Here is a 25117-nt window from a genome sequence, read left to right as displayed (position 1 = left end):
TACTGACCTACTGATTACTGAAATCTCCCTACGGCTTCCACCACGCATCCAGCTTTGCTGTGAGCTCTTTCACTCGCTCCGTTTGTGTCAGTGAGAGATCCCTCTGCTCGTTGATGTCCGACGTAATCTTGTAGAGCTCCACTTTGGCATCTGGCTCGTTCTTCGAATCAGGGACGATGATCTTGAAATCTCCGTCGATCATCCAGCGCCAGCGGAGACTCGCACCCGGGACATCGATGTTCTGTGAGTCGTGGGTGAAGATCTCTCCGTAGATGGTTTTGCGTGCGTCTACGGCAGCAGTATCCAGCAGGTTGAGGCCGGTCATTTCCTTGGGAGGCTCGCTGCCGATGGCCCGGAGCACCGTTGGCGCAATATCAATGCTGCTGGCAAGAGCCTCTGTCTTGCCTGGCTTCACCTTACCCGGCCAGCGCACCATGATAGGCGTGCGCAAGCCGCCATCGTACTGGCTCTGCTTGGAGCGTGGTGCATACTTCGGCTTTTCGGGATCCTGGATCCAGCCGTTGTCAGTCACGTAGACCACGATGGTGTTCTCCGCGAGACCGTTGTCATCGAGGTACTTCATCAGGTCGCCGCAGGTTTCATCGAGCCACTCGACCATGGCCCAGTATTTCGCCACGGTGAGGGATGGCGTCTTGTCCTTGTACTTCGCGAGGAGACGGTCCGGTGGGTTGTGCGGTGTGTGCGGGAGGAAGGGGGCATACCAGAGGAAGAAGGGCTTCTTCTCCCCCTGCGCCATCTTCATGAAGTCATACATGGGCTGCATGGTCTCGCGACCGATCTTCAGCCCATCGTCTCCATGGCGGCTGCCCTTGGTCATGCCGTGAGTGAAGCCGCCGCGCGTGAAGTCGCCCTGCCACCACTTCCCTGTCTGGAAGCTGACGTAACCCTGCTTACCCAGCACCCGTGGCAGGGTGTTGAGCTGGTCCATGTGCTTGTTGAACTTCTCGCGTCCCTCCAGGAAGGCTGGATCGTTTTGCTTCAGTTTGCCAGCCGAGGAACCGGGAGGATCGTTGCTGGTGATGTAATTCTGATGCGGGTACTGCCCGGAGATGATGGTGGCCAGGGAGGGGCAGCAAAGGCTGGAAGGTACGTAGCCGCGGGTGAACAGCAGGCTCTGTGAGGCAAGCTTGTCGAGATGCGGAGTTTTCACCTCCGGATGCCCCATGAAGCTGTAGTCGCCCCAATGGTGGTCATCCGAAATGATCAGGACCACGTTCGGCGGGGCCTCCGCACGAAGAGAGGTGTTTAGACTCAGGCAGGTCGTGAAGACGAGGGTGAGGAATGAAAGAGCACGCATGCGCCACTTTCAACGCGCCTCACCTTTCAACCTTGCGCGAAATGCATCACTGAGTTACGCGCCGCGACGCTTTGTCGCCTCTTTGGCGCGCTGCTTCTTCTGGCGCTTCTTGTCGATCAGCGCGGTGTGGCGCTTGCGGAGCTGGCGTGCCAGGCGTGCCGCCACCTTGTCCAGTGCGGCATAGAGATCCTCGCCGGATTCCTGGGCGTGAATGTCGGGTCCGGGTACGGCAAGGTGAGCCTTCACCGTGAATTTCTTCTGCGCACGAGCTGCCTCGTCATTGATGAGCACCACGTGTGCGGCCATGATTTCTTCGGCAAGGTCTTCCAGATGCAGAATCTTTTCTGCGGCGTACTGGTGGATGGCGGCGGTGAGGCGGAGGTTGCGGGGACTGAGATGGAGTTGCATGTGAGTGAAGCGTTGTGTGTTTAATAAAGAATCGCGTCAAAGGCGTCAACCAAGCAGACGTTCCTGCGCATTTTGGGTCACGGCCACCGTGGCCGGATGTTTGAGCTTCCGCTCCGCGGTTATTGCGAAAAACTCACTGCGCACGCCTTCCAGCGTGGCTATGGCACGGAAACCATAGCGCTTCACGGCCTCTTCTACGGCGACCGCATGCAGTGGAAAAAATCCCGGCGTATCCAGCGCGAACACCTGCATGAGTGCCGGATCGTCGAACTCGGCGATCACCTCCGGGCGTACCTGATGCTCGTCGAACCACGGATCCAGGATGCGACGCAGAGGCGAGTGTTCCGCAGGCAGAAGCGCAGGTGCGCGATCCAGAGACTTCGGAAACTCCTGACGCAGTCTCGCAGCGACCTTCGGTGGCGCGCACAAAGTCACTCCGCAGGTGCCCAGGGAATGATTGAAGGTTTTGAATTTCGCGCTGCTCGGCGCGGGCTCATCCGCCAGGATGATGTCCAGCCGGTGCGTGGCCAGCAACGGCAGCAGATCCTCGATGTCATCCTCATGACACACCGCGCGAACGGGCTGCGACAGCTTGAAAACCGGCCGCAGGATCTCCGCGGCGGCCAGTTTGGGAAGCGTGTCCGTGAGCCCCACGTGAAATGGAGCCAATCGGCTGACTGGCCCGTGCCTTACGGCTCCCAATAGATCGCGACCAAGGGCAAAGATCTCCTCAGCGTAGTTGTACACCACCCGCCCGGTGTCCGTAAGAATGAGGGAACGCCCCTTCTTCCGAAAGAGTTCTGCGCCCAACGATTCCTCCAGCAGATGGATCTGCGCACTGATGGAGGGCTGGGACACGCCAAGCTTCTCCGCAGCCACCCGCATGCTCCCCTCCCGGGCCACGCTCCAGAAGTAGCGCAGGTGATGATAGTTCAGCCATTCCATGGGTTCGGTCACGATTCTTAGTTAAAACCTAAGAATTGCATAGAATTTTCTTCATCAACATTCCACAGGATGATGGCACTAATCTTCACGTCCGCCGCTTCCGAAAAGGGCGTACCTATAGATAGACACTCTCAACCTTTTACCCCGAACTCCTATGATTTGGCTTCTCTTCTTCGGCACCCTGGCCCTGTCCCTATGGGCGTCCTGGCGTGTCAAAAGCGTGTATCGCAAGCACCTGCAGACCCCGGTGGCCAATGGCATGACGGGCGCCCAGGCTGCCGCGCTCATTCTGGAGCGTGCAGGCATTCATGATGTGCAGATCTATGAACATCAGGAAATGCTCGGCGACCACTACGATCCCATGCACAAGCGTCTTGTGCTGAGCACGGACAACTACCATGGCCGCTCAGCCTCCGCCGTGGGTGTGGCTGCGCACGAAGCCGGCCACGCCATCCAGCACAAGGTGGCCTATGCTCCCCTGCACTGGCGAATGGCCGCCGTGGGTGCAACCACATTCGCCAGCCAGATTGTGATGTGGCTGCCGCTGCTGGGCATGTTCACCAACATCATCGCCCCCTACACCGGTCTCATGATCATGGCCGTGGCCTGGGGCGTGATCATGCTCTTCAACCTGGTGACCCTCCCGGTGGAATTCGACGCCACCCGCCGTGCGAAACTCGTGCTGAATGACCTTGGCATCGTGCGCTCGCAGGAGGAGGCCAGCGCTGTGAGCAGCGTGCTCAGAGCCGCGGCCTGGACCTACGTTGCCGCCTTCATCACGTCGCTCGCCTACCTGCTCTGGCACCTGCTGCCGCTGATCCTCGGCGGACGCAGCAGCAGCAACGAATAAGTTCCGCAAATCACCCCCGAGAGGCGCCTTGAGATCATGGCCAACCGAGCAGTGCTCGGACCCCGGCCACCCTCAGGGCGCCTTGTGTTTTCCAAGGCATCGCCCCTATTCACAGGAGGCTGCTCACGTGTGAAGGAGTGGAGAACACTCTTTCCCATTCGGCTCGCAACAGCGTGCGGAACAGACCCCCCGTACGTATTCTGCAAAAACCCTGAGTGCTTCGGTTTCGAAAGCCACCCCAACGCAAAACGGGGGCAAGAATGCCCCCGCTCCTTGAAAAGGTGAATGCTTCGTTCAGCAGCTCAAATCACATTCGCCTTCCCGGCCCACTTCGCGTGCCATTCGGCATAGACCTTGGGTGAGATTTCGCTGGGCTTGATCTCGCTGCGGCCGCCCCAGAAGACGTTCGTGTAAAGCACGGGGATGCCGATGCTCTCCAGGTGACGGTCAATCGCCGCCTTGTGCTCCAGCACACGCTGCTTATCGGTGCCGTGCACCACGCCCATGATGTTGGCGTTGGCGAAGCGGGGACCACCTTCGCGCCAGTAGGCGTGAGTCATGATGTCATGACGCCCGACTTCGCTGCCGGCCCTGGCCTGCATGCCCTCCTCCACACGCCAGTGGAAGAGTGCGTTGAAGCGAGTCACGCGCACGCCCGTTTGCGAGGGCTTCACGTGCTCAAGGAAGGTCGAGAAGCGGCCGAGGATGCCCTTCGTCTCAAAGCCGCGCGCCACTTCACAGAAGCGGTCGAGAGACACGCCGGCCTCCTTCGCACGAGCGGCCCAGATTTCGGGAACGATCTCCTCCGGTTTGAAGTCGCGCTTCATCGCAATGAGCACGTCCCACTCTTCCTGGGTCAGGTCCACGATGTCCGGAGTGATCATCTCGGCAGGTTCATCCGCCTTGGAACCAATCTCCATGGTCTTGCGGCGGACATGGCCCACGCCGAGGGCGAAGATGCCCTTGGGCTGCATGATGATGTATTCCTCCGCACCCACGAGGCGCTTCAGCGCATCACAATGCTCAGAGATCTCCTTGCCCTGCGGCACCTTTACAGTAGTCCAGAGTTTGAAGTCGGAGCCACTCACTTCACGATCCGTGGAGCGCAGCACCACGTGACCACTGAAGGGGTCTTCCTTGAACATGAAGTCGAAGGCTGCATCGAGCTTGTCGACCGAAGGCATCTTCCACGCCACAAGGCCGCCATCCGCGAGTTTGTTTGCAAGCAGCGTCTGTCGCACGCGGCGAATGACGCCAGCACCCAGCATCGCACGTACACGTTCCAACACCGTCTCAAGGGGGAGACCGCTCTTCTCCGCCACGAACTGGAAAGGATGCTTGTGGAAGCCTTTGATCTGGTCCTCCGACACAGCCAGGATCTCAGCGTTAATCGGATCCGTGTGTTCCGTCGGCACAAGGGTGGAGTTCTCGGTGGCAGTCATGGGGGATAATCAGAAAAGGGTTCCAGTCTTTGGGATCACTACGGTGTCACGGGGAGACAGACACCGCATTCCTTGCGATCCTGTGCGCAAGGCCGCAGGGATGATCGCAGAAAAGCGTGGGTGATTCCATCATATTCAAACGGTTGAAGCAGCGTCATCCTTCCAAGCAAGGAACGCCTAGAACGGTCTAGAGCATTTGATCAAGGTAGGTGTCCGCATTGAACGGCGCGAAGTCGTCTACCTGCTCGCCGGTACCTACAAAGCGCGTGGGGATCCCCAGTTCCTGCTGGATGGCCACCACCACCCCACCCTTGCCACTGCCATCCAGCTTGGTGGCGATGATGCCGGTCAGAGGGACAGCCTTGTGAAACTCCCGTGCTTGTTGCAAGGCGTTGCCACCCGTGGTGGCATCCACCACCAGCAGCACTTCGTGAGGTGCGGTGGGGTCCTTCTTGCCCACGATGCGTTGCACCTTGCGCAGCTCTTCCATGAGGTTGTGGCGTGTGTGCAGGCGGCCCGCGGTGTCGCAAATGAGGAACTGCGCGCTCCTCGCAGCGGCCGAGGTGTACGCGTCGAAGCAGACGGCAGCAGGGTCTGCATTGGGTGGTCCTTTTACGAGGGGGACGTCCACACGCTTCGACCAGACTTCGAGCTGCTCCACGGCGGCAGCACGAAAGGTATCGGCCGCAGCGAGCACAAGGCTGTTGCCGCGCTTCTTCAGAAAATTGGCAAGCTTCGCCGTAGAGGTCGTCTTGCCGGTGCCATTCACACCGACCACGAGCACGACCTTCGGTTTGCCGGAGATGAGCGGGGGCAGTGGGGTGGTGTACGCTGGAAGGAGCGCGCGGATGTGCTTCTTCGTCACTTCGACGATGTCCACATCATGCAGTTTCCGCGCCTGGGCCTGCAGGTCTTCCACGATCTGCATCGAGAGCTTCACCCCCAAATCACCCGCGATGAGTTGCGCTTCGAGATCATCCCAGTCAATCTCTGCCTTGGTAAAGCGCTGAACGAGTTTGGTGAAAAAGCCGGCCATTAAGAAAGTTGGCGATAGTCGTTTTAGCCTGCAGTGGTGACAGGAGGCAGCGTCTTGGCGATGCGATCCAGCACGCCGTTCACGAAGACACGTGTCTGGGTATCACCAAAGGCCTTGGCGATTTCGATGGCCTCATTGATCACCACGGGACGGGGCACGTCCTGCTCGTGCAGCAATTCATAGACAGCCAAGCGGAGGATATTGCGATCAACCGTACCGAGGCGCTCAAAGCTGAAGTTTTGCAACACGCCCGCGATGCGGGTATCGATCTCTTCACGGAAGGCCAAAATGCCTTTGATGAGGCGCTCGGCATACTCGCGCACATCATTCTTCGCCATGTGGAGATCCCAGAACGCATTGCGCTCCGTGTCGCTCACCTCACCATGCAAGTCATGGGCGAAGAGGTACTGCATTGCGGCCTGGCGGCCTTCCCGGCGTTTTCCTGGAGGTTTTGCCATCGAATCGTGTTACGCCGGAGTTTGGGGAAAGGGAAAGGTGACGCGCAGCTTCTCAAAGAGCTGCACCATGTTCACGGCAACGCGAGCCGCTTCAGTGCCACGATTGATGCGCTCACCCATCGTGCGCTCCTCTGCCTGTTCCTCACTGTCCACGAGCAGCACCTCATGCACCACAGGCGTGACATGGGCCACCGCCATGCGCATGAGCGCATCCGTCACAGATGCTCCAACGAGGTCGCCGTGCTCTGTCTCACCGCGGATGATGACGCCGAGGGCTACCAGCGCATCGGCCCCCGTGTTGCGCAGCACGAACTCCGCGCAGACGGGAATCTCGAAGGCGCCGGGCACGCGGTAGGTCACCACCTGGGCCTCGGGCATCAGTTCTTGAATCTCGGACCGCACCGCGTCCAGCATCGCGTTCACGTAGGGCTCGTTGTACAGGCTGGCTACGATGGCAATGTTCGCGCGCGAGGAGGAACTGCGCGGGCGTGGGGGTGCGGCTTCGGACATGGGGCGGGAGACTTACTGGCGATTGGGTTGCAGATCAACCGTGGAAGCGGTTGTCCCTACGGAATCCCAGATGTGCCCAGACGCCGACAACCTCACAGGTCGTGACCCATCTTCGTCCGCTTAGTCTCGAGGTACTTCGCGTTGTGCTCGTTCGGCTCGAGGCGGATGGGGCACTGCTCCACGATGTGGAGCTTGTGGCCCTCCAGACCCACCACCTTGCGGGGATTGTTCGTCATGAGCCGGATGTTGCGCACGCCGAGGTCGAAGAGAATCTGGGCACCCAGACCATAGTCGCGCAGGTCCATGGCGAAGCCGAGCTTCAGGTTGGCTTCCACGGTGTCCAGCCCTTCTTCCTGAAGCTTGTAGGCGTGAATCTTGGCGGCGAGGCCGATGCCGCGGCCTTCCTGGCGCATGTAGAGCAGGACTCCCCTGCCCTCCTTCTCAATGCGCTCCAAGGCGGCGTGAAGCTGCCCACCGCAATCGCAACGGCGGGAGCCAAACACGTCGCCCGTAAGGCACTCACTGTGAACACGTACCAGCACGGGCTCACCGTCATCGATTTGCCCCTTCACGAGGGCGAGATGGTTCTCGCCATCCAGCTTGCTGCGGTACAGGTGCAGGTCGAAGGTGCCGTAGTCCGTGGGCATCTTGATGACCTGCTCACGCTCAATGAGTTTCTCACGCTCCTGACGGTAGCGAATCAGGCTCTCAATGGTGCAGATCTTGAGGTCATGCTCCTTGGCAAATTTCACCAACTCCGGCAACCGGGCCATGGTGCCGTCGTCGTTCATGATCTCGCAGATCACGCCCGCAGGCTCCAGACCCGCCATGTGAGCAAGATCGACGGCGGCCTCGGTATGGCCGGCACGACGCAAGACGCCACCATTCTTGGCAATGAGCGGGAACACATGTCCCGGTTGCACGAGGTCGCCTTCCTTGCTGGCGGGATTGGCGAGGACAGAGATGGTCTTCGCCCGGTCTGGTGCGCTGATGCCTGTAGTGACGCCCACCGCCGCGTCCACGCTCACCGTAAAATTCGTGGAAAAGGCATCCCGGTTCTTCTGCACCATGGAAGTAAGGCCAAGGCGCTGAGCGTACTCTTCCGACACGGGAGCGCAGATGAGCCCCCGGCCAAACTTCGCCATGAAATTCACTGCCTCTGCCGTGGCACCATGGGCAGCACAGACCAAGTCCCCTTCATTTTCACGGTCTGCGTCATCCGTGACGATGACCATTTTGCCAATCCGGATATCTGCCAGGATGGCTTCGACCGGGGAGAAGGGAGAGAATGCGGGGGTGTCTGACATGCGATGCGCTAAGGGCTTGATACCCTGTTTTATAGCTTACGGTGCAATTCGCATGTCGGGTGGCATGGAGTCAATGATCAAGAGGTCAAAAGTCACAAGGACGTGCTTCGGCGGGGCCGTGCACGTCTCTGAGGCAGCAAGCCAAAAGCGGTGCTCAGGCGGGCACCGCATGGCATTTCTACAGTGCGTTCCTACTTGCCTTGGCGTTCGCCTTCTCCACATCCTTGGCCAGCGACTCGGCCTTCTTTTCCTCACCAATTTCCCGATAGCAGTTCGAGATGAGTGAAAGCACGGACATCTGGCTCGTGATATCGAAGTAATCGCCGCCGGAGTCAATGTAGCGACGGAAGGAGGATTCCATGTCGCGGCATGCCTTCTTGGCGACCTCCGGATCGCCCTTCACAAAGCCCCAGCAGTCCGCCGCGAGCAGCTTGAACACAGCGGGATTGCGTCCGTGCTCGCGGTAGCTTTTGTCATACAGGCTGCGAACGGATTCAAGCCCCGACTTCTCCAGCACAGCTGCCTGTTGCTTGAGCACCTTGGCGATCTGATCTGCCTGATCGACCTCAGAGTTCGAGCGGTCGAGCTTGCGCACATCCTTCTTGAGTTCCTTCATCGCAAGCTTCGAGTCCTGACGCGGGAAGACAAACTTCTCCTCGGCAGCGCGCGCTTCGGCCAGGAGATCGACGTCGTCCTTCATCTGCCGCTTCAGCAGGTCGAGAAAGGCACGCCACTGGTCGAGGGGTGCTTCACCGCGATGAGCGGACCAGAAGGCAAGTTTCGCCTTCCACATGGCCGGCACGTTATTACCAAGCACGGTGGCTCCTTCATAAATGGCCGCAGCCATGTCGATAGATCCCTCCGCCTCCATCGCCTGGGCAAGCCAGACAGCCCTCAAGCCCCTGAGCAGGCCTTCATCTGAAGCATTGCGATCCGAGCGCCGGATGAACTCCTGCTCTGATTCTCTCCTTCCCGTTTGGGGATTGCTCACATCCCCGAGCGGATAGCCACCAAACCGTCCTGCAAAACTCCACTGATTGTCTTCGCTCAACCAGGTGGCCCAGGCGTGCGGCCCACGTGAGCCATCACCAGAAACGATCGCGGCCGGGATGCCAGCGGCGCGGGCCGTATAGGCGGTGTAGTACGCCTGGTCACCACAGATGCCCCCCTTCTTCTCAATTTCGGCGAAGGTGTACTCATCGTATTTGTTGGTGTCCTTCACGGCACGTTCCATGTCGTACACGATGTTACCGTAGGCGTTGCCCCAGGTCTTCTGGCGCAAGTTCATCTTCTTCAGTGCCCACTCCAACTCACTCTCGGGCACCGGCGCCGCCACGGTCCATACCAGATCACGGGCCGTCAGCTTGGCGGGATTCACAGCGAGTGCGCCCTTCTCGGCATTCTTGGAATAGTAGGCGTAGCGCTTGTCCGCACTCAGGGTGATCGTTTGTGAGCCGTTCCACTCCACCTTCTTGGGTTCCTCAAAAACCAGTGAACAAGCGAGCGCAAGGTTCATGTACTTCTCTTTTGCCGCGGGGTCGGTTTGAGCCAGCGAGGACCACTGTGCGAGTGCCTTGCCCGCGTCGTCTGCGGGACGCACCGTCAGCAGCCACGCCTCCAAGGCCGCCGGGGTGGAAAGCACCCACTCATGAAACGGCCGCAGTTCATCTTCCTGCCCGGGTGATTCGGTGGACTCAGCCTGCGCGGCTGGCGCTTTCTTTGGCGCGAGCGTGGTCCCCGCTGGCAGCGAAGCCAGAAAAGCGGACTGCTCCAGTGCCAGCACAAAAGCCGGACTCTTCGACAAAGTGGCAAGCCCCTGCGGAGTAACCGACGAAGGACCTATCTTCTTCAACGCCGCCAGCATCGAGCGCCTCAGCAGTCCGGACCATTCCGCCCATTTGCCATGCACCATCGCCGCCTCGAACGCGGCCTTCGCCTGGGCAATGGACTCTGGCTTTGCGCCTTCGCGTTCGTCGAGATTGAGCGTGCCGGCAAAAATCGCGGCCAACTTCGCTTCGTCCACGGTGGGAGCAGGCGATGGCGGCGGCGTCTCTGCCATCTTTGGCATAGGAGCAGGTTCCGGCTTGGGCTCCGGCTTCGGCTCGGGCTTGGGTGCTTCTGCGATGGGTTTCGGCGGTTCTGGCTCTTTCTTTGGCTCTGGCACAGCGGGCTTGGGAGCCGGCTCCTCCACCACTGGGGTGGTGGCGACCACCGGCTTGGTTTTCTCCTTGTACATCACCCAGCCGCCGTAACCCACGGCTCCGCAGAGGATGATGATGACCAGCGCCATCCATACTCCACCACCGCCGCCGGAAGGTTGGACAGGGCCGTACGAACGCCGCGGCGGCGCCGGAGGACGGGCCGTGGGAACACCTGGGCGTTGCGGTCTGCCGGGAATCCGAGGAGTGGGCTTCTGGGGCATGTATTCTGCAACGTGAAAGACAGGAAATTTCTTATAGATAAAATCCCACTGCCCTAAAAGATGTTGAAGGTGAACACGCTTCCATCAAAAAGAAAAAAAGGGGTGGAAGACGCGAAACGCCTTCCACCCCCAAATTTTGATTTCTGCCGACGCTGTCGTTAGAGCGCCGCAAGGCAGTCGTCGAGAGCCGCGATGAGTTCGCCCATGGTCTCGTCCGTTTCGTCGCCCATGTTGGAGAGACGGAAGGTCTTGCCTTTGATCTTGCCGTAGCCGCCGTCGATCAGGAGCTTGTGGCGCTTCTTGAGGAGGTCGGAGAACTTGGCGACGTCGATCTCCTTGTTGTTCTTCACGCAGGTGAGGCCCTTGGAGCGGTACCCTTCGGCGGCGAAGAATTCGAAGCCATTTCGCTTCACCCAATCATGCACCAGGGCATTGAGACGCGCGTGGCGGGCGTAGCGGTTTTCCAGGCCTTCGGCGAAGAACTTATTGAGCTGGTGGCGCAGGCCGTAGATCAGGGAGATGCACGGCGTGCTGGGGGTCATGTTCTTCTCCCCGTTTGCCTTGAACTCGTGGAAATCGAAGTAGTAGCCGCGGTCCTTGATGGAGGCGGAGCGCTCGTAGGCGGCCTCGCTGGCGGTGAAGAGGCCCATGCCGGGGGGCATGGCGAAGGCCTTCTGGCTGCCGGTCAGGAGGACATCGATACCCAGCGCGTCGAAGTTCATCGGCACGGTGGTGAAGCTGGACACGGTGTCCACGATGAACATCACGTCCGGGTACTTCGCCTTGAGCTTGGCGATTTCTTCGACCGGGTTCAGCACGCCGGTGGAAGTTTCGCTGTGCACAAGGGTCAACGCGTCGAATTCACCCGTGGCGAGCTTGGCGTCGATGAGCTCGGCGGTGATGGGCTGTCCCCACTCCACCTTGAGCTCTTCCGCCTGCTTGCCGCAGCGGAGGGAGACGTCGTACCACTTGTCCGAGAAGGCACCGCAGCAGCAGTTGAGCACCTTCTTTTTCACGAGATTCCGGATGGAGCCTTCCATCACGCCCCATGCGGAGGAGGTGCTGATGTACACGAGCTGCTTCGTGCCAAAAAGGGTCTGCAGCTTGGGCTGGATTTCAGCGTAGAGGTCCTGGAACCCCTTGCCACGATGCCCCACCATGGGAGCAGACATCGCCGCGTAGGTATCGGGCGAGACTTCGACGGGGCCGGGGATGAACAGTTTGACGTGGTCGCGCATAGGAATGGGGGGAGCAGTGTAGGCAAGGGGGGCGTGGAGGCAAGAAGAGAAGTATTCCCGGCAGAGTGAAAACGACGGTTAAAGGTCTGCGCAGAGTGCGCTTGTGTCCTGTGCCACCGCCCGAGCCCTCCTCAGAAGACGCTTGACAGTGATTTACCGTACCAGCTTCCCATAAAATACCACCGGAGACACAGGGGTGGTGGTGGTGGCGTCGGGATTGCCGTATACACTTCCCTCCGAGCCACCGTCCTTTGTCCTCTTAAGTATGTTCCCTCTTTCCAACTGTCCTTCGCGGATGTGAAAAGAGGTGTCCTGCAACTCCCCTCCCTCCATCAGGACGTATACATCCCAGGACCCGTCCGCCAGCTTGTCAAACGTGACGCTGCCATTTGCGTCCGAAGTCCTCTTAATGACGCGAGGGAATGCCATCGGCGCAGGAAACTTGGTCAAGTATTTGGCGGTGACAGGAGCTCCCGTCACAGGCTTTCGCGTTTTTTTGTCGATGATCTGCACGTTCAGCTTCGAATCTCCCGTGATGGTACACGAGGTGAGAATGGAGAGGAGAAACAGCGAGACGTACCTCATGGCTTCCATGAAACAGTAAGAATCCCTTCACTGCATTGATTTTTCTTTTTTCGCAGTCCGCTCGTCCCGGGCGTCTGGCCCGGAAAATCGTGCTTTGTTTCGCCTTGCCGCCACCCGCACGACCAGCATGTTCGGGTCATGACGATTGAGGAACTCACGGCCCGCATCTGCGCCTTTCGCGATGCGCGGGACTGGATGCAGTATCACAACCCGAAGGATCTGGCGATGGCCATCGCGGCGGAGTCGGGGGAACTGATGCAGCCTTTCGTGTGGAAGACACCAGAGCAAGTCGAGGCGGTCGCCCAGGAAAAGCACGACTACCTGCGTGACGAAGTCGCGGACGTGGCGATGCTGCTTTTTGAATTCGCGCACAATCTGGGCATCTCGGTGGAGGACGCGATCCTGGCCAAGCTCGCAAGAAACGAGCAGCGCTACCCGGTCGAAAAGGCCCATGGCTCCAACGCGAAATATACTGAACTGTGAACGAAGAATCTGAGCCACAGTCCCCCGTTCCCACCCCGACGCCGCACAAGCGCCGCGTCCGGTACAAGGGGAAGAACCCGCGCCGCTTCGAGGACAAGTACAAGGAGCACGACCCGTCCAAGTATCCGGATACGGTCGCCAAGGTGCGTGTCGGCGGCAAGACCCCTGCGGGACAGCATGTGCCCATCATGGTATCCGAGATCCTGGAGGTGCTCGCTCCACAACCCGGGGAGCGAGCCGTGGACTGCACGCTGGGCCATGGCGGACATGCGACCCATCTGCTGAAGGCGGTACAGCCAGACGGATGCCTGCTGGCTCTGGATCAGGATCCCATCGAGATCGTCAGGACAGAGTCGCGGATGCGGGCACTTGGACTCCCCGCAGATTCACTGGTGGTGAAGCGAACCAACTTTGCCGGCCTCCGCAAGGTACTGACGGAAGTCGGATGGACGGATGGTGCAGATGTCATCCTGGCGGACCTCGGAGTTTCTTCCATGCAGATCGACAACCCGGCACGCGGGTTCAGCTTCAAAGAGGAAGGTCCGCTGGATATGCGGATGAATCCGCAAAAGGGACAGCCTGCGAGTGCCCTGCTGCAAAAGCTCGATGCGGAGTCGCTGGCCACCATTCTCACCGACAACGCCGACGAACCACGCGCCACCTTGCTGTCCCGGGCCCTCGCGCAGCGCACCTTCGCGACGACCACGGCCTTCGCCCGCGCCATTCGCAGCGCCTTGCCTCAGAGCATGGATGACGAAGAGAAGCAGGACACCACGCGGCGTGTCTTCCAGGCACTGCGGATCGCGGTGAATGAAGAATTCTCCGTGCTGGACACATGGTTGCGCAGCCTGCCGGATGCACTTCGTCCCGGCGGACGCGTGGTCGTGCTCACCTTCCACAGCGGTGAAGACCGGCGGGTGAAACGCGCCTTCCAAGAAGGCCTACGGACGGGAACTTACACCGCCATCAGCGAAGAAGTCGTGCGTCCCTCGCCCGCAGAAATACGAGATAACTCGAGAGCGGCCCCGGCGAAATTGCGCTGGGCAATGAAGGGTGGCACGGATTCCTGAGGAGCACCTCCAAGATATGGACGCTTTCAAGGTGATAGTGTGGCAGGTCAATTTGCTGCGATTCGCTTGCCATTTCGCGTCAACTCAACTCTCATGGCTTCACTGCGCCCAATACTATGAAGCTGAAATTTTACGGAACGCGGGGTTCGGTCCCGGTATGTGATGCGGGCTTTCAAAGATTTGGCGGCAATACCACCTGCTTCCAAATCACCTTCCGCGACATCAACAGGATCGCGATTGTAGACGCGGGCACAGGCATCAGGAATTTGGGTCGCGACCTGAAGGCGATCGGTCACACGCAAGAGCAAATCGTCCTCGCCTTCACGCATTTCCACTGGGATCACATCCAGGGATTTCCATTTTTCGGCCCGGCTTACAATCCGAAACAGAAGCTCACCATGCTGACTCTCGGTGAGGACCAGAATGTCAGCAACCTGCGCCAAGTGTTTGAGACACAAATGCAGTCCATCTATTTTCCCGTGCAACTGGACCACATGGGAGCGGACTTTGAGTTCGTGAAACTGGAGAAGGCTACGGAGCACTTCAAGACCGCAAACAATTCAACCACCAAACTAACGGCTCAAAAGCTGAATCACCCCGGGGGCTCCTACGGGTTTCGCATCGAACGGGACGGCAAGGTCCTGGTGATCTGCACCGATCTGGAACATGGGGACAAAATCGACCCCAATGTGGTCGCGCTGGCGCAGGGCGCCGATCTGCTGGTGCACGACGCACAATACACTGCGGAAGAGCTGACAAGACGGCGCGGGTGGGGTCACAGCTCCTACGATCAGGCGCTGCAGGTGGCCGAAATGGCCGGGGCAAAGCGGCTGGCGATGACGCATCACGATCCTGATCATGACGATGAGTTCCTGACCCGCATGGAGAAGCTCTGTCAGGGGCGATTCAAAGAGTGCCTCCTTGCGAAGGAAGGCATGGAGCTGGAATTGTAAAGCCGACGGATGCAGTGAAGGCGCGAGGTATCAGCGGATAAACTGCCCTACTCCTTAATCTCCACCAGCGGTGCCTGACCGGTGCCTCCACGCTTGTCCTTGCCCTCTTTGCGGAGTTTGGCGATTTCCGCCTTGATGACTTCCATGCGGTTGGCGGGCGCCGGGTGTGTGCTCATGAACTCTGGCTGGCTTCCGCCACCGGACGCGTCCCGCAGGACTTCCATGACACGGATCATCGCCTCGGGGTCGTAGCCCGCCTGCAGGAGGAAGAGCACCGCCAGCTTGTCTGATTCCAGCTCGTCACCACGGCCGTACTTCATGTTCACCATCTGCCCGACCATCTGGGCCACGCGCGCTGCCTCCATGCCACCGCTTTCCCCAGAGGCTCCCACCACCACGGCGGTGGTCAGGCCATTGATGAGATCGCTCTTGGCCATCTGCTCGGAGGAGTGACGGCCCACCACGTGGCCGATTTCGTGTCCCAGCACGCCGGCGAGTTCGTCTTCGGTTTTCAGCAGTCGAAACAATGCCTCAGTGATAAAAATCTGGCCTCCGGGCAGGGCGAAGGCATTCACGACCTTCCGATCCGCGAGCAGGTGGAATTTGAAGTTGTTTCCGTAAGGGGTCTGGTCGGCGTCGGTGTCGTTTACCAGTTTTGCGCCCACGCGCGCCACGTATTCCCGGGCCCGCTCATCGGGGGAAAGCCCGCCAAACTGGCGTGCCATCTGGGGTGCGGAGTTGAGGCCCAGGACGATTTCTTCCTTGGCATCCAAGTTCAACCGTTGCTGGCGCCCAGTGAACTGGTTCTTCTCCGTGGGCAGACTGAAGTACTTGAACAAGGCGAATCCCGCGATGGCCAATATGATAAGAAGCCGCGGGCCGCAACTTGAGAACGGTGACCTCCCCCGCCCTCCCCCACCTCCAAATTGTTCATAGGCGAAGGAAGTCGTCCGCGGCAGGATCCATGACCAGGAAGGGCGTCTCATAGAGTGGCTTGTACAGGTGAGTCTATCCTAAAATCGTCCGAACTGCCAAGCAGGATGCACGGCAGCTTGATTGCTTGGCGTTCCGTGTGACTTTTTTGCGATTCCCCGCGTTTTCGTTTAGAGACAGTCAGTTCCCAATCTCCCATGCCCACGCCGAACATCCGCACCCTGCTCGCCTCGACTTCGCCGCAACAAGACATCACCGTGCAGGGGTGGGTGCGCACCCGCCGGGATTCCAAGGCATGCACCTTCATCTCCCTGAATGACGGTTCCTGCCTGCGGGAGTTGCAAGTGGTGGCGGACCACACGCTTCCATGCGCGGACCTGTACCCCAAGATCCTGACGGGAGCGAGCGTGCGTGTGACCGGTGATCTCGTAGCCTCCCCCGGGGCCAAGCAGTCCTACGAAGTACTGGCAAAGAATGTGGAACTGCTCGGCGAGGCCGACGGCACCTACCCACTGCAGAAGAAAGGGCACACGCCGGAGTTTCTACGGAGCATTTCACACCTCCGCCCGCGCACGAATCTGCTGAGCTCAGTGTTCCGTGTGCGCAGCCGCATGGCCTTCGCGATTCACCAGTTCTTCCAGGAGCAGGATTTCTTCTACGTGCACACGCCCATCATTACCGCGAGCGACTGCGAAGGCGCCGGAGAGATGTTCCGCGTGACCACGCTGCCGCAGGGCAGCAATGCGAAGCCGGATCAGGACTTCTTTGGCAAACCCGCCTACCTCACCGTGAGCGGCCAGCTCCAGGGGGAAACCTTCGCGTGCGCCCTGAGCCGCATCTACACTTTCGGCCCCACGTTCCGCGCGGAGAATTCCAACACGGCCCGCCATGCCGCCGAGTTTTGGATGATCGAGCCGGAGATGGCCTTTTTTGATCTCGATGCCGACATGACGCTGGCCGAGCAGAATGTGAAGTATCTGATCCAGAAACTCTTCGAGACCTGCAGCGAGGAGTTGGAGTTCTTCAACAAATTCATCGACAAGGATCTCATCACCCGCCTGCAGCACACGTTGGAGAAGCCCTTCCAGCGCATCAGCTACACGGACGCGGTGGAGGTGCTGCTGAAGAGCGGGAAGCAATTCGAATATCCCGTGGCCTGGGGTGAGAACCTGCAGAGCGAACATGAACGCTTCCTCGCAGAAGAACACTTCAAGAGCCCGGTTACGGTCTTCAATTATCCCAAAACCCTGAAGCCCTTCTACATGCGCCAGAATGATGACGGCAAAACCGTCGCCGCCATGGATGTGCTGGTGCCGGGCATTGGCGAGATCATCGGCGGCAGTCAACGAGAAGAGCGGCTCGACCTGCTGGAGGCTGCGATGGCGCATCACGGGCTCGATCCGGAAGGGTATCGTTGGTATGCGGATCTCCGCCGCTACGGCTCCGTGCCACATGCCGGCTATGGCATGGGCTTTGAGCGCTTCCTCATGTTCGCCACGGGCGTAAGCAACATCCGTGACGTCATTCCCTTCGCACGCACTCCAGGTCATGCCGATTTCTAAGATGAGCAGCAACAAGGGACATGGGACAAGGGAGAAGGGACGAGGGAGCCTCGTTCAGCTTCTCTTGGCCATCTTTGCCGGGCTCGTACTTCAGCAGAATGCGCACGCTTTGGAGCCGAATAGCCCGCTGCAGATCGCGCTGGTCAGCGAGGTGAAGGCAGTGCAACCGGGGAAGGCGTTCTACGCGGGGTTGCATCTGAAGCACAAGGAGGGCTATCACACGTACTGGAAGTTCCCCGGCATTGTGGGCGTGCCCATCAGCCTGGATTGGAGCCTGCCTGACGGATGGAAAGCCGGCGGGTTGGAGTGGCCGGAACCGGAGCAGGTGCACATGTTCCAGATTCGAGCGCAGGGGTATCACGGTGATCTCGTGATTCCCGTGCGTATCACACCTCCGGCCGACTTGAAGCCGGGCACCAAGGTCACGCTCGCTGGCAAAGCAGCCTGGATGTGTTGCGGACGTGATTGCAATCCAGACTTCGCAGACCTCACGCTTGAACTGCCCGTGACCGAAACTGCGGAGCTTGACGCGAAGTGGGAACCCGCGTTCGTGAAAGCACGTGAAGCGGCGCCACAAGCGCTGGATGAAAAAGCATGGGCCATCACCGCGACACGAAAGGACAAGAACCTGGTGACCCTGCACGTCACTGCGAAGAGCGATGCCGCCAAGCAGCAACTCGCGTCCGTGAAAGAGGTGCTCTTCTTCACGGACGATGGCTACATCCACGTAGACAAGGACCAGATCCTGCGCCGGGACGGTGATGGAAAGCTCAGTCTGGAACTGACCGTCTCCGAATACTACGACGGCAAAAGCCCGCCCGCGCAACTTCTCGGTTTGCTGCAAACACCCCAAGGCTGGGGCAAGGGATTCACCAGCAAGACGGTGATCATCAAAGCGCCCATCGAGTAGCGTCCCGGCTGCACCTCGCCTTGCAAAGGGCAACCTTTCGGCTAACGCATGCGTCCAAATGATGCTCGATCTGGATATCATGCAGGCGGCCACATTGGCAGATGTCGCCATGTGTGTGAATCACTACCGCATGTCCACGCTCGGCCTGTTTGTGTGCGTCCATGCTCAGGTGCGGCTGGGAGATGCCGTGTTCGTGCCCGGTCTGGTGGCCCAGGTCAACCAAGGGAAATTCAAGCAATGTGATCCGGGTGACTACGACTACTTCAGCGGCCCGCCGAACTTCGTCTTCGATGTCTGTCACGAGGAACAGCGTCCGGAAATCGAGCGCCGCCGCCGGGCATTCGAGGCATCCGGAGTCATTGAATATGTCTTGTGGAACGCCACAGAAAATCAACCGGTATGGCTACGCCTCGTAGAAGGCAAGCTCATTGAAGTGCCGATGAACGATGGAGACATCATCGAGAGCGCGGCACTTCCCGGCATGCGGTTCCCGGTGACTGCCTTCAAGGCTCGCGATTGGTGGAGCATCATGGCTGCCACTTCCTACGGTATCACTCGCCAGCAGCACCACGATTTCATGGCCACGATCTGGAAGAAGTAGCGAACCAGCCTACCTTGCAGGACGGAAGAGCGTGCCAATGAGCGCCACTCCAAGCCCCACAAACCACAGCACGCCCAGCCACCACCCGACGGGACAACCACCGCTGTATTCCTCCCACGCGACCGCGCTAAGCCCCGTCAGGGTGATGCCGCACGCGAGCACATCGTAGTGTCGCATGGGCAGGCGGGTGAGCTTCATGATCGCGAGTGCCACCCACAGCGACACCTGGGCCAGGGCCACCATGGCGAGGAACCAGAGGACTGGCCAAATCAGCACCGAGGTGATCATGCATCCGGTGCAGCCAAGGCTGCGCTCCAACAACCAACGCAGCATCACCATCCCCGACCAGCATCCCACAAGCGCAGAAAGCGTGAGCGCAGCCATGGCGCCATGCCCAGACTCGGCGGGGATGATGCGGTCGGGCGTCTGTTGTTCCTTGGGCGCTGCTTCTCGCGCTTCAGCACGTTGAGATTGCTGGTCGTCAGACTTGACCGTCTTCTGAAACACGGGCTCGAAGACAAACCATTGCCGCCAGTGGCGCTCCATTACCTCACGCAGTACGGCATTCCATTGCTCCGCCGCCAACCTCTGTGCCGCTTCCTTGTCGCGATTCGCCGGTAGCGGCACCTCGATGGGCGCCGCGGCCACGACCCGGTAGCGGCGGTACCCCATGCGCACGATGAACACGGGATGGATCAGCGCCTTCGTGACGAGTGCCAAGAGAAACGGACCTCGCGGAATCTGCCAGGTGATGCCCTCCCGATAGGTGAGCTCCAGGGGAGAGACATCGAAGAGAATGCGGTCTCCCTGAATGGCCACCACCCCACCCTCCTGAATGGCACGGGCGAGGTCCATGCCCAGCATGTTTCCGGGCTCGTTGTAGTGCACCACGAATCCGGCCTTCCGTTCCTTCTCACGCTGCGCGGCCTGGAATTCCTGACTCTTCTGTTCTCTCTCCGGAGCGCGCACCATGTGGATGGGCCGCTGGATGCGCTCCGCGAAAAGTGGCGCTGCCACATCATAGTTCCCCATGTGGGCAGTCAGCAGCACGGAGCCCTTCGTTTCCCTTTCCAGGATCGCCAGATGCTCATCGCCCATGATTTCCCAGTGGATGTTTTTGCTCCCGTGCCTCGCGTGCGCCTGATCCACCAAGGACCATGCGAAATTCCAAAAGACCCGGCCCGCGCGGAACAGATTCATCACCGGCGAACTGCCCGGCAGCAGCACGGCAAGGTTGGCCGTCACCGCCCGGCGCTGCCTACCCAGAAACACCCAAAACATCACCGTGAAGGCAAACACATACATCGGCTCCAGAAACCACGGGCAGTGACGCGTACCCCAGTGGAGGTAGCGCAGCCAGAAGTCGCCATGGGCGGAAAAGCGGCGGAGGAGGTTCTTCAAAGAGGAGTGTCGGCTGGGGCAGTCACAGGTTGGTCGGTCCCGCTTTCCATGGCGCAGGGCGAACGATGTGCAAATCTCAATCTCTCCACGTGCATCTGCATGTGCATCCTGCGAGGATTGTGAAATCGCCGGGGGGATCACGGCCCTTCCCTCCTTGCCAGCCATCCCAGTCTCCACCATGCTGGCGGACCTCCTGCACCTTGCCTCCTGTAAGCATGGCTTCCACTTCCCCCACCCCCCTCCGCATCCTGCTCGTAGACGATCACTTTGTCGTCCGCAGCGGACTGGCGGCTTCGCTGGGGCTCGAGGATGATTTGAGGGTGGTGGCCGAGGCGGGTGATGCCAATGAGGCTCTGGCCCAATACGCCACAAAGACTCCCGACGTGGTCATCATGGATCTGCAACTCGGGAACAGCAGCGGCCTCGACGCCACGTCCCGCCTTTGTAAGGAGCACCCCACGGCGCGAGTGCTCGTCTTCTCTTCCTTCGCCCGAGATGAGGACGTCTACCGGGCCATCCGAGCCGGAGCCATGGGGTATCTGCAGAAGGCGGCGCCCCGTGAAGATCTGCTGCAGGCCGTACGCACTGTGGCTCAAGGGAAGCGCTTCCTGCCGCCGGACATCGCGCAACGTCTCGCGGAGCGCCTTGGTCGGCCCGAGCCCAGCGCCCGGGAGCTGGAGGTGCTGGCGCTCATCGCCAAAGGTCGGAGCAACAAGGAGATCGCCGCTGCGCTGGGAGTGTCTGACGAGACAGTGAAGACGCATGTGAGTAACATCATGCAAAAACTCCAGGCGCAAGATCGAGCCCACGCAGTGACAGAGGCCATCCGGCTGGGATTGCTGGAGGTGTAGCGCGGACAATTTTTAGGGGAAATCGGTCATCCATGGTGTCCGACTTTCCCCCTTGCCAAGGCAAACAGCGCGTGACAGCATCGCGTCCCGGAAAAAACGCAACCGAACCTTTCCACTACACTTCACTCACAATGGCCAGACCCGTTACTCTTTTCACCGGTCAGTGGGCAGACCTGCCCCTGGACACCATGCTTCAGAAAGCCAAGACCTTCGGGTATGACGGCGTGGAACTCGCCTGCTGGGGTGACCATTTCGAAGTCGCCAAGGCCGACCAGGCCTACTGCGATGCCAAGCGCGCCGCCGTAGAAAAGGCCGGCCTGAAGTGCTTCGCCATCTCCGCCCACCTCGTGGGTCAAGCCGTGTGCGACAACATCGATGCGCGTCACAAGCAAATCCTCCCCGACTACATCTACGGCGATGGCGATCCGGAAGGCGTGCGTCAGCGCGCTGCGGAAGAACTCATCAAGACCGCCCAGGCTGCAAAGCGCTTTGGCGTGAGCGTGGTGAACGGCTTCACCGGCAGCAGCATCTGGCACCTCGTGTACAGCTTCCCACCGAACCTGCCGAACCAGATCGAAGACGGCTACAAGGACTTCGGCAAGCGCTTCAAGCCCATCCTTGATGCCTTCCAGAAGGAAGGCGTGAAGTTCGCCCTCGAAGTGCACCCCACGGAGATCGCGTTCGACATCGCCTCTGCGGAGCGCGCGCTTCAGGCGGTGGATTACCATCCTGCCTTCGGCTTCAACTACGACCCGTCCCACTTCGGCTACCAGGGCGTGGACTATGTGAAGTTCATCTACAAGTTCTCCGACCGCATCTTCCATGCGCACATGAAGGACGTGGCCTGGAACCTCTCCAATGACACCGGTGTCTTCGGTGGCCATGTGGACTTCCACCGTCCGAACCGCTACTGGGACTTCAAGTCCGTGGGCCGTGGCATGATCAACTTCGAGAAGATCATCCGTGCCCTCAACGACATCTCCTACGCCGGTCCGCTGAGCGTGGAATGGGAAGACGGCGGTATGGACCGCGAGTTCGGCGCGGCCGAGTCCGCAGCTTTTGTGAAGAAGCTCGACTTCCCAACTTCGAAGATCATCTTCGACGCACAGTTCGCCGAGAAGTAATCGCGACTCTATTCGTATTCTCACCCCGCTCTCTGGGAGGCAACTTCCGGGCAGCGGGGTGATTCATTTTGTACCTCGACGCTTTCGCTTCAAGCATCCATGTCCAGACCTGTCACCCTTGTCACCGGCCAGTGGGCAGATCTGCCCCTGGATGTCATGCTACAGAAGGCAAAGTCCTTCGGCTACGATGGCGTGGAGCTGTGCTGCTGGGGTGACCACTTCGAAGTAGCCAAGGCAGACCAAACATATTGCGATACGAAGCGCGCAAAATTGAACCTGGCAGGGCTCCAATGCTTCGCCATCTCCGCGCATCTGGTGGATCAGGCGGTCTGCGACAACATCGACGCGCGCCACAAGCAAATCCTCCCCGGCTACATCTACGGCGATGGCAATCCCGAAGGCGTGCGCCAGCGCGCTGCGGAGGAACTCATCAAGACGGCGCAAGCCGCGAAGCGTTTCGGCATCGACATCGTGACCGGCTTTACCGGAAGCAGCATCTGGCACCTCGTCTACAGCTTTCCGCCGAACCTGCCAAACCAGATCGAAGACGGCTACAAGGATTTCGCGAAACGTTTCACGCCAATCCTCGACGCCTTCCACAAAGAAGGCGTGAAGTTTGCCTTGGAAGTGCACCCTACCGAGATTGCATTCGACATCGCCTCCGCGGAGCGCGCGCTTCAGGCGGTGGATTACCATCCGGCGTTTGGCTTCAACTATGACCCGTCCCACTTCGGCTATCAGGGCGTGGACTATGTGAAGTTCATCCACAAGTTCTCCGACCGCATCTTCCACGCGCATATGAAGGACGTGGCCTGGAACCTGGCGAACGACACCGGCGTGTTCGGAGGCCATGTAGACTTCCACCGTTCCAACCGCTACTGGGACTTCAAGTCCGTGGGCCGTGGCATGATTAACTTCGAGAAGATCATCCGTGCTCTAAATGACATCTCCTACACCGGTCCGCTCAGTGTGGAGTGGGAAGACGGCGGGATGGACCGTGAGTTCGGCGCGACGGAATCATGCGCCTTCGTGAAGAAGCTGGACTTCCCGGCTTCGAAGATTGTGTTCGATGCGCAGTTCGCGGAGAAGTAAGTGCGAGGGCTGCTACTGCCTGGTATTTCCATTCTCTGTAAGGCAGTTCCGGGTGGCGAGGTGATTTTTGGCGAACCACGCATGAATCTCTCTGCGGAAGTTGCAATGCCTCCGCGACAACTTCAGTATCCCTTTGGCTTCATGCGGTCTGGCAATTTTCTCTCAGAAACCACCCGACCGTTTTGGAAGGCCAGTAGGTACAATTGTGCCGTGGTGTTGTCGCCGTCGTGGTCAGGTCGTTTCTGGAGCAACACCTCACGCATACGTACTCCCCCTTTGCGATCCAGATGCAGGAAAGCCATCTGCACCCTATAGGTCGTTTCCATACGCTTGCTGTCCTCAAGCCACGGACCAAGGGCCTTGCTATCCTCCATGTTTGGCGCGGTGTCCTTCCGGTGAATTTCAGAGAACATCACTCTAACCTCATCATCGATCCGCTCTGAAACGACGCAACCCCACACCGGGAGTAGCAACCCGAGCAGCAAAGCCCGCGCTCCAGTCTTGAAATGCCGCCGCCAAAGCAATGCGACACTCGCGATGACAACAAAGACAGACATGGCTACACACCCCATAACCGCCGGCACCTGATACTCAGGAACGAGTACCGCAAATCCCCCCAAGCCAACAGCCGCGCTGACCCAGAGCCGGAGCTGACGCTCTTCTCTGGCGCGGCGGACCTCATCATGGGAAGCCATACGAGGAATTGTCTCCAAGGCATCCCCTAATGTCAACAACGGTAATCAGGGCGGTGTCGCGCTACTTGCAGCGACTTCAAAAACACCACGATGTCAGCAATCGCCGCGCGTGGCGGCCTAACGACTGGCGTTTATGCACGTGGGAGCCGGTCATCCAACTCACTCCCTTTAAGTATCTCATGGCTGTGGCAGCTTCAGCGTCACGCCAGGCAATTGTTCACGGAAACGGGCGAGAACCTCCGGTGACCTCCACTCCTTCTCACCAGGGCCATACATGTCCCCGATCTCAAGCGTGTCCAAATTGGGTAGTGACTTCAGTGTGCGCAGAACGTCAGGGGTCAGGAATTCGCTGTAGGAGATGTTCAGTTTCTTAAGCTTGGAGTGCCCTGCCAGGGATGCGATGGCATCGTCATTGATCTGCGGGCCTCCCAACTCAAGCTCTTCCAGATTGCGCAACCGTCTGAGGCTCTCGCACAGCAGCTTGTAATCACCCTTGTGTGAGCTGTTTTCGAAGATCTCAAGCTTCTTCAACTCTGGGAAACGGAGCAACGCCGCGCCCAAGTCATTGCGAAACCCCTCGTGATAGTAAATGCCCATCTCCCTGATGCTTCCCCGGAAAATGCCGCGGACACGCTCCCCGTAAACGATTTCGGGATTGTACCGCTTCCAGGTCTCTCGCTTGCCAACCAGATATCGTTGCACGGCACTATCCAATGCCTCAGGCATCCCGAACGGCCGAGGCTCTCCGAAGGAAATTTCATAGTCCCGACTCAACGCGTCCTGCACCGCCGCAATACGGTAGTAACGCCACGCTGCCAGTGACCAGCAAAGCAGAATGACGGCCAGCGCTGCAAAGTAGTGCCAGCGGGGGCGGTGCCCGCGGGACTTCTTCTCAAGCAAGTCGTTGGAGTCGGACATGGTCT

General features: G+C 59.4%; 25 protein-coding genes. 10 read left to right on the top strand and 15 right to left on the bottom strand.

The features are described 5' to 3' along the window. Positions 1–28: 28 nt before the first annotated feature. The 3 genes from DES53_RS08325 to DES53_RS08315 are packed head-to-tail and all read right to left on the bottom strand — an operon-like array spanning position 29 to position 2683. On the bottom strand, positions 29–1318 hold the full coding sequence (locus DES53_RS08325) for a sulfatase family protein (RefSeq protein WP_113957766.1): 1290 nt from the start codon (positions 1316–1318) through the stop codon (positions 29–31). 54 nt (positions 1319–1372) lie between these two features. Next, positions 1373–1726, bottom strand: coding sequence for a ribosome hibernation-promoting factor, HPF/YfiA family (gene hpf / locus DES53_RS08320; RefSeq protein ID WP_113957765.1), 354 nt, complete (start codon positions 1724–1726; stop codon positions 1373–1375). A 45-nt stretch (positions 1727–1771) separates the two neighbouring features. Beyond that, the gene (locus tag DES53_RS08315; protein WP_245958120.1) at positions 1772–2683 is read right to left on the bottom strand and encodes a LysR family transcriptional regulator; all 912 of its coding nucleotides are present in this window, start codon (positions 2681–2683) and stop codon (positions 1772–1774) included. Positions 2684–2825: 142 nt separating this feature from the next. Between DES53_RS08315 and DES53_RS08310 the strand changes: the two genes are divergently transcribed. Beyond that, positions 2826–3521 (top strand): zinc metallopeptidase, encoded by a 696-nt coding sequence (locus DES53_RS08310; RefSeq protein WP_113957763.1) that lies wholly within the window; start codon positions 2826–2828, stop codon positions 3519–3521. A gap of 302 nt (positions 3522–3823) precedes the next feature. Here the strand turns inward: DES53_RS08310 and DES53_RS08305 are convergent, their stop codons facing one another. From DES53_RS08305 to DES53_RS08270, 8 genes are all read right to left on the bottom strand, one after another. Then, complete coding sequence (locus DES53_RS08305; protein WP_113957762.1) at positions 3824–4963, bottom strand: Lrp/AsnC family transcriptional regulator; 1140 nt, start codon at positions 4961–4963, stop codon at positions 3824–3826. Between the two features lie 187 nt (positions 4964–5150). Further along, positions 5151–5999, bottom strand: a complete 849-nt coding sequence (gene ftsY / locus DES53_RS08300; RefSeq protein WP_113957761.1) for a signal recognition particle-docking protein FtsY — start codon at positions 5997–5999, stop codon at positions 5151–5153. A 23-nt stretch (positions 6000–6022) separates the two neighbouring features. Beyond that, positions 6023–6457 carry a transcription antitermination factor NusB gene (gene nusB / locus DES53_RS08295; RefSeq protein WP_113957760.1) on the bottom strand — a complete coding sequence of 145 codons (435 nt, stop codon included), beginning with the start codon at positions 6455–6457 and terminating at the stop codon, positions 6023–6025. A 9-nt stretch (positions 6458–6466) separates the two neighbouring features. Beyond that, positions 6467–6967, bottom strand: a complete 501-nt coding sequence (gene ribH, locus DES53_RS08290; protein ID WP_113957759.1) for a 6,7-dimethyl-8-ribityllumazine synthase — start codon at positions 6965–6967, stop codon at positions 6467–6469. Positions 6968–7059: 92 nt separating this feature from the next. Then, complete coding sequence (locus DES53_RS08285; RefSeq protein WP_113957758.1) at positions 7060–8274, bottom strand: bifunctional 3,4-dihydroxy-2-butanone-4-phosphate synthase/GTP cyclohydrolase II; 1215 nt, start codon at positions 8272–8274, stop codon at positions 7060–7062. A gap of 178 nt (positions 8275–8452) precedes the next feature. Next, entirely contained in the window at positions 8453–10564 is a 2112-nt protein-coding gene (locus tag DES53_RS32865; protein WP_170156953.1) for a transglutaminase-like domain-containing protein, read from the bottom strand. 290 nt (positions 10565–10854) lie between these two features. Further along, a complete protein-coding gene (locus tag DES53_RS08275; RefSeq protein WP_113957757.1) occupies positions 10855–11934 on the bottom strand; it encodes a pyridoxal-phosphate-dependent aminotransferase family protein in 1080 nt (359 codons plus the stop codon). A gap of 153 nt (positions 11935–12087) precedes the next feature. Continuing rightward, positions 12088–12528 (bottom strand): hypothetical protein, encoded by a 441-nt coding sequence (locus tag DES53_RS08270; RefSeq protein ID WP_170156952.1) that lies wholly within the window; start codon positions 12526–12528, stop codon positions 12088–12090. Positions 12529–12657: 129 nt separating this feature from the next. On the opposite strand from DES53_RS08270, the gene DES53_RS08265 reads away from it, so the two are divergent. From DES53_RS08265 to DES53_RS08255, 3 genes are all read left to right on the top strand, one after another. Next, the gene (locus tag DES53_RS08265; RefSeq protein WP_113957755.1) at positions 12658–13002 is read left to right on the top strand and encodes a nucleotide pyrophosphohydrolase; all 345 of its coding nucleotides are present in this window, start codon (positions 12658–12660) and stop codon (positions 13000–13002) included. After that, positions 12999–14072, top strand: a complete 1074-nt coding sequence (rsmH, locus tag DES53_RS08260; RefSeq protein WP_113957754.1) for a 16S rRNA (cytosine(1402)-N(4))-methyltransferase RsmH — start codon at positions 12999–13001, stop codon at positions 14070–14072. Before DES53_RS08265 ends, rsmH begins: the two co-directional genes overlap by 4 nt. 116 nt (positions 14073–14188) lie before the next feature. After that, a complete protein-coding gene (locus tag DES53_RS08255) occupies positions 14189–15025 on the top strand; it encodes an MBL fold metallo-hydrolase (RefSeq protein ID WP_113957753.1) in 837 nt (278 codons plus the stop codon). 47 nt (positions 15026–15072) lie between these two features. On the opposite strand, the gene DES53_RS08250 is transcribed toward DES53_RS08255, so the two are convergent. Then, entirely contained in the window at positions 15073–15864 is a 792-nt protein-coding gene (locus DES53_RS08250) for a M48 family metalloprotease (RefSeq protein ID WP_245958119.1), read from the bottom strand. 291 nt (positions 15865–16155) lie between these two features. On the opposite strand from DES53_RS08250, the gene asnS reads away from it, so the two are divergent. Genes asnS through DES53_RS08235 form a run of 3 tightly spaced genes read left to right on the top strand, consistent with a single transcriptional unit; the run spans position 16156 to position 19031 of the window. Next, complete coding sequence (asnS, locus tag DES53_RS08245; protein ID WP_113957751.1) at positions 16156–17520, top strand: asparagine--tRNA ligase; 1365 nt, start codon at positions 16156–16158, stop codon at positions 17518–17520. Next, a complete protein-coding gene (locus tag DES53_RS08240) occupies positions 17507–18430 on the top strand; it encodes a protein-disulfide reductase DsbD domain-containing protein (RefSeq protein ID WP_113957750.1) in 924 nt (307 codons plus the stop codon). The genes asnS and DES53_RS08240 overlap by 14 nt, the downstream gene beginning before the upstream one ends. Before the next feature lie 58 nt (positions 18431–18488). Further along, entirely contained in the window at positions 18489–19031 is a 543-nt protein-coding gene (locus DES53_RS08235) for a Uma2 family endonuclease (RefSeq protein ID WP_113957749.1), read from the top strand. 9 nt (positions 19032–19040) lie between these two features. Here the strand turns inward: DES53_RS08235 and DES53_RS08230 are convergent, their stop codons facing one another. Beyond that, on the bottom strand, positions 19041–20432 hold the full coding sequence (locus DES53_RS08230) for a lysophospholipid acyltransferase family protein (protein ID WP_170156951.1): 1392 nt from the start codon (positions 20430–20432) through the stop codon (positions 19041–19043). Between the two features lie 215 nt (positions 20433–20647). On the opposite strand from DES53_RS08230, the gene DES53_RS08225 reads away from it, so the two are divergent. The 3 genes from DES53_RS08225 (at position 20648) to DES53_RS08215 (ending at position 23499) form a co-directional block, all read left to right on the top strand. Continuing rightward, positions 20648–21283, top strand: coding sequence for a response regulator (locus DES53_RS08225; RefSeq protein WP_113957747.1), 636 nt, complete (start codon positions 20648–20650; stop codon positions 21281–21283). A gap of 131 nt (positions 21284–21414) precedes the next feature. Then, positions 21415–22407: a TIM barrel protein gene (locus tag DES53_RS08220; RefSeq protein WP_113957746.1), complete on the top strand. Its 993-nt coding sequence runs from the start codon at positions 21415–21417 to the stop codon at positions 22405–22407. 99 nt (positions 22408–22506) lie between these two features. Further along, on the top strand, positions 22507–23499 hold the full coding sequence (locus tag DES53_RS08215) for a sugar phosphate isomerase/epimerase family protein (RefSeq protein WP_113957745.1): 993 nt from the start codon (positions 22507–22509) through the stop codon (positions 23497–23499). 122 nt (positions 23500–23621) lie between these two features. Here DES53_RS08215 and DES53_RS08210 read toward each other — a convergent pair whose 3' ends face one another. Then, positions 23622–24194, bottom strand: a complete 573-nt coding sequence (locus tag DES53_RS08210; protein WP_113957744.1) for a hypothetical protein — start codon at positions 24192–24194, stop codon at positions 23622–23624. Positions 24195–24371: 177 nt separating this feature from the next. Then, positions 24372–25112, bottom strand: coding sequence for a leucine-rich repeat domain-containing protein (locus DES53_RS08205; protein WP_170156950.1), 741 nt, complete (start codon positions 25110–25112; stop codon positions 24372–24374). Positions 25113–25117 lie beyond the last annotated feature (5 nt).

The organism is Roseimicrobium gellanilyticum, from assembly GCF_003315205.1.
Lineage (GTDB): Bacteria > Verrucomicrobiota > Verrucomicrobiia > Verrucomicrobiales > Verrucomicrobiaceae > Roseimicrobium > Roseimicrobium gellanilyticum.
This window is presented reverse-complemented; position numbering and strand designations above follow the sequence as displayed.

Coding starts and splice junctions, on each gene's coding strand:
- DES53_RS08325 (WP_113957766.1), bottom strand. CDS start 1,318: ATGCGTGCTCTTTCATTCCTCACCCTCGTCTTCACGACCTGCCTGAGT.
- hpf (WP_113957765.1), bottom strand. CDS start 1,726: ATGCAACTCCATCTCAGTCCCCGCAACCTCCGCCTCACCGCCGCCATC.
- DES53_RS08310 (WP_113957763.1), top strand. CDS start 2,826: ATGATTTGGCTTCTCTTCTTCGGCACCCTGGCCCTGTCCCTATGGGCG.
- DES53_RS08305 (WP_113957762.1), bottom strand. CDS start 4,963: ATGACTGCCACCGAGAACTCCACCCTTGTGCCGACGGAACACACGGAT.
- ftsY (WP_113957761.1), bottom strand. CDS start 5,999: ATGGCCGGCTTTTTCACCAAACTCGTTCAGCGCTTTACCAAGGCAGAG.
- nusB (WP_113957760.1), bottom strand. CDS start 6,457: ATGGCAAAACCTCCAGGAAAACGCCGGGAAGGCCGCCAGGCCGCAATG.
- ribH (WP_113957759.1), bottom strand. CDS start 6,967: ATGTCCGAAGCCGCACCCCCACGCCCGCGCAGTTCCTCCTCGCGCGCG.
- DES53_RS08285 (WP_113957758.1), bottom strand. CDS start 8,274: ATGTCAGACACCCCCGCATTCTCTCCCTTCTCCCCGGTCGAAGCCATC.
- DES53_RS32865 (WP_170156953.1), bottom strand. CDS start 10,564: ATGGCGCTGGTCATCATCATCCTCTGCGGAGCCGTGGGTTACGGCGGC.
- DES53_RS08275 (WP_113957757.1), bottom strand. CDS start 11,934: ATGCGCGACCACGTCAAACTGTTCATCCCCGGCCCCGTCGAAGTCTCG.
- DES53_RS08270 (WP_170156952.1), bottom strand. CDS start 12,528: ATGGAAGCCATGAGGTACGTCTCGCTGTTTCTCCTCTCCATTCTCACC.
- DES53_RS08265 (WP_113957755.1), top strand. CDS start 12,658: ATGACGATTGAGGAACTCACGGCCCGCATCTGCGCCTTTCGCGATGCG.
- DES53_RS08255 (WP_113957753.1), top strand. CDS start 14,189: ATGAAGCTGAAATTTTACGGAACGCGGGGTTCGGTCCCGGTATGTGAT.
- asnS (WP_113957751.1), top strand. CDS start 16,156: ATGCCCACGCCGAACATCCGCACCCTGCTCGCCTCGACTTCGCCGCAA.
- DES53_RS08240 (WP_113957750.1), top strand. CDS start 17,507: ATGCCGATTTCTAAGATGAGCAGCAACAAGGGACATGGGACAAGGGAG.
- DES53_RS08235 (WP_113957749.1), top strand. CDS start 18,489: ATGATGCTCGATCTGGATATCATGCAGGCGGCCACATTGGCAGATGTC.
- DES53_RS08225 (WP_113957747.1), top strand. CDS start 20,648: ATGGCTTCCACTTCCCCCACCCCCCTCCGCATCCTGCTCGTAGACGAT.
- DES53_RS08220 (WP_113957746.1), top strand. CDS start 21,415: ATGGCCAGACCCGTTACTCTTTTCACCGGTCAGTGGGCAGACCTGCCC.
- DES53_RS08215 (WP_113957745.1), top strand. CDS start 22,507: ATGTCCAGACCTGTCACCCTTGTCACCGGCCAGTGGGCAGATCTGCCC.
- DES53_RS08210 (WP_113957744.1), bottom strand. CDS start 24,194: ATGGCTTCCCATGATGAGGTCCGCCGCGCCAGAGAAGAGCGTCAGCTC.
- DES53_RS08205 (WP_170156950.1), bottom strand. CDS start 25,112: ATGTCCGACTCCAACGACTTGCTTGAGAAGAAGTCCCGCGGGCACCGC.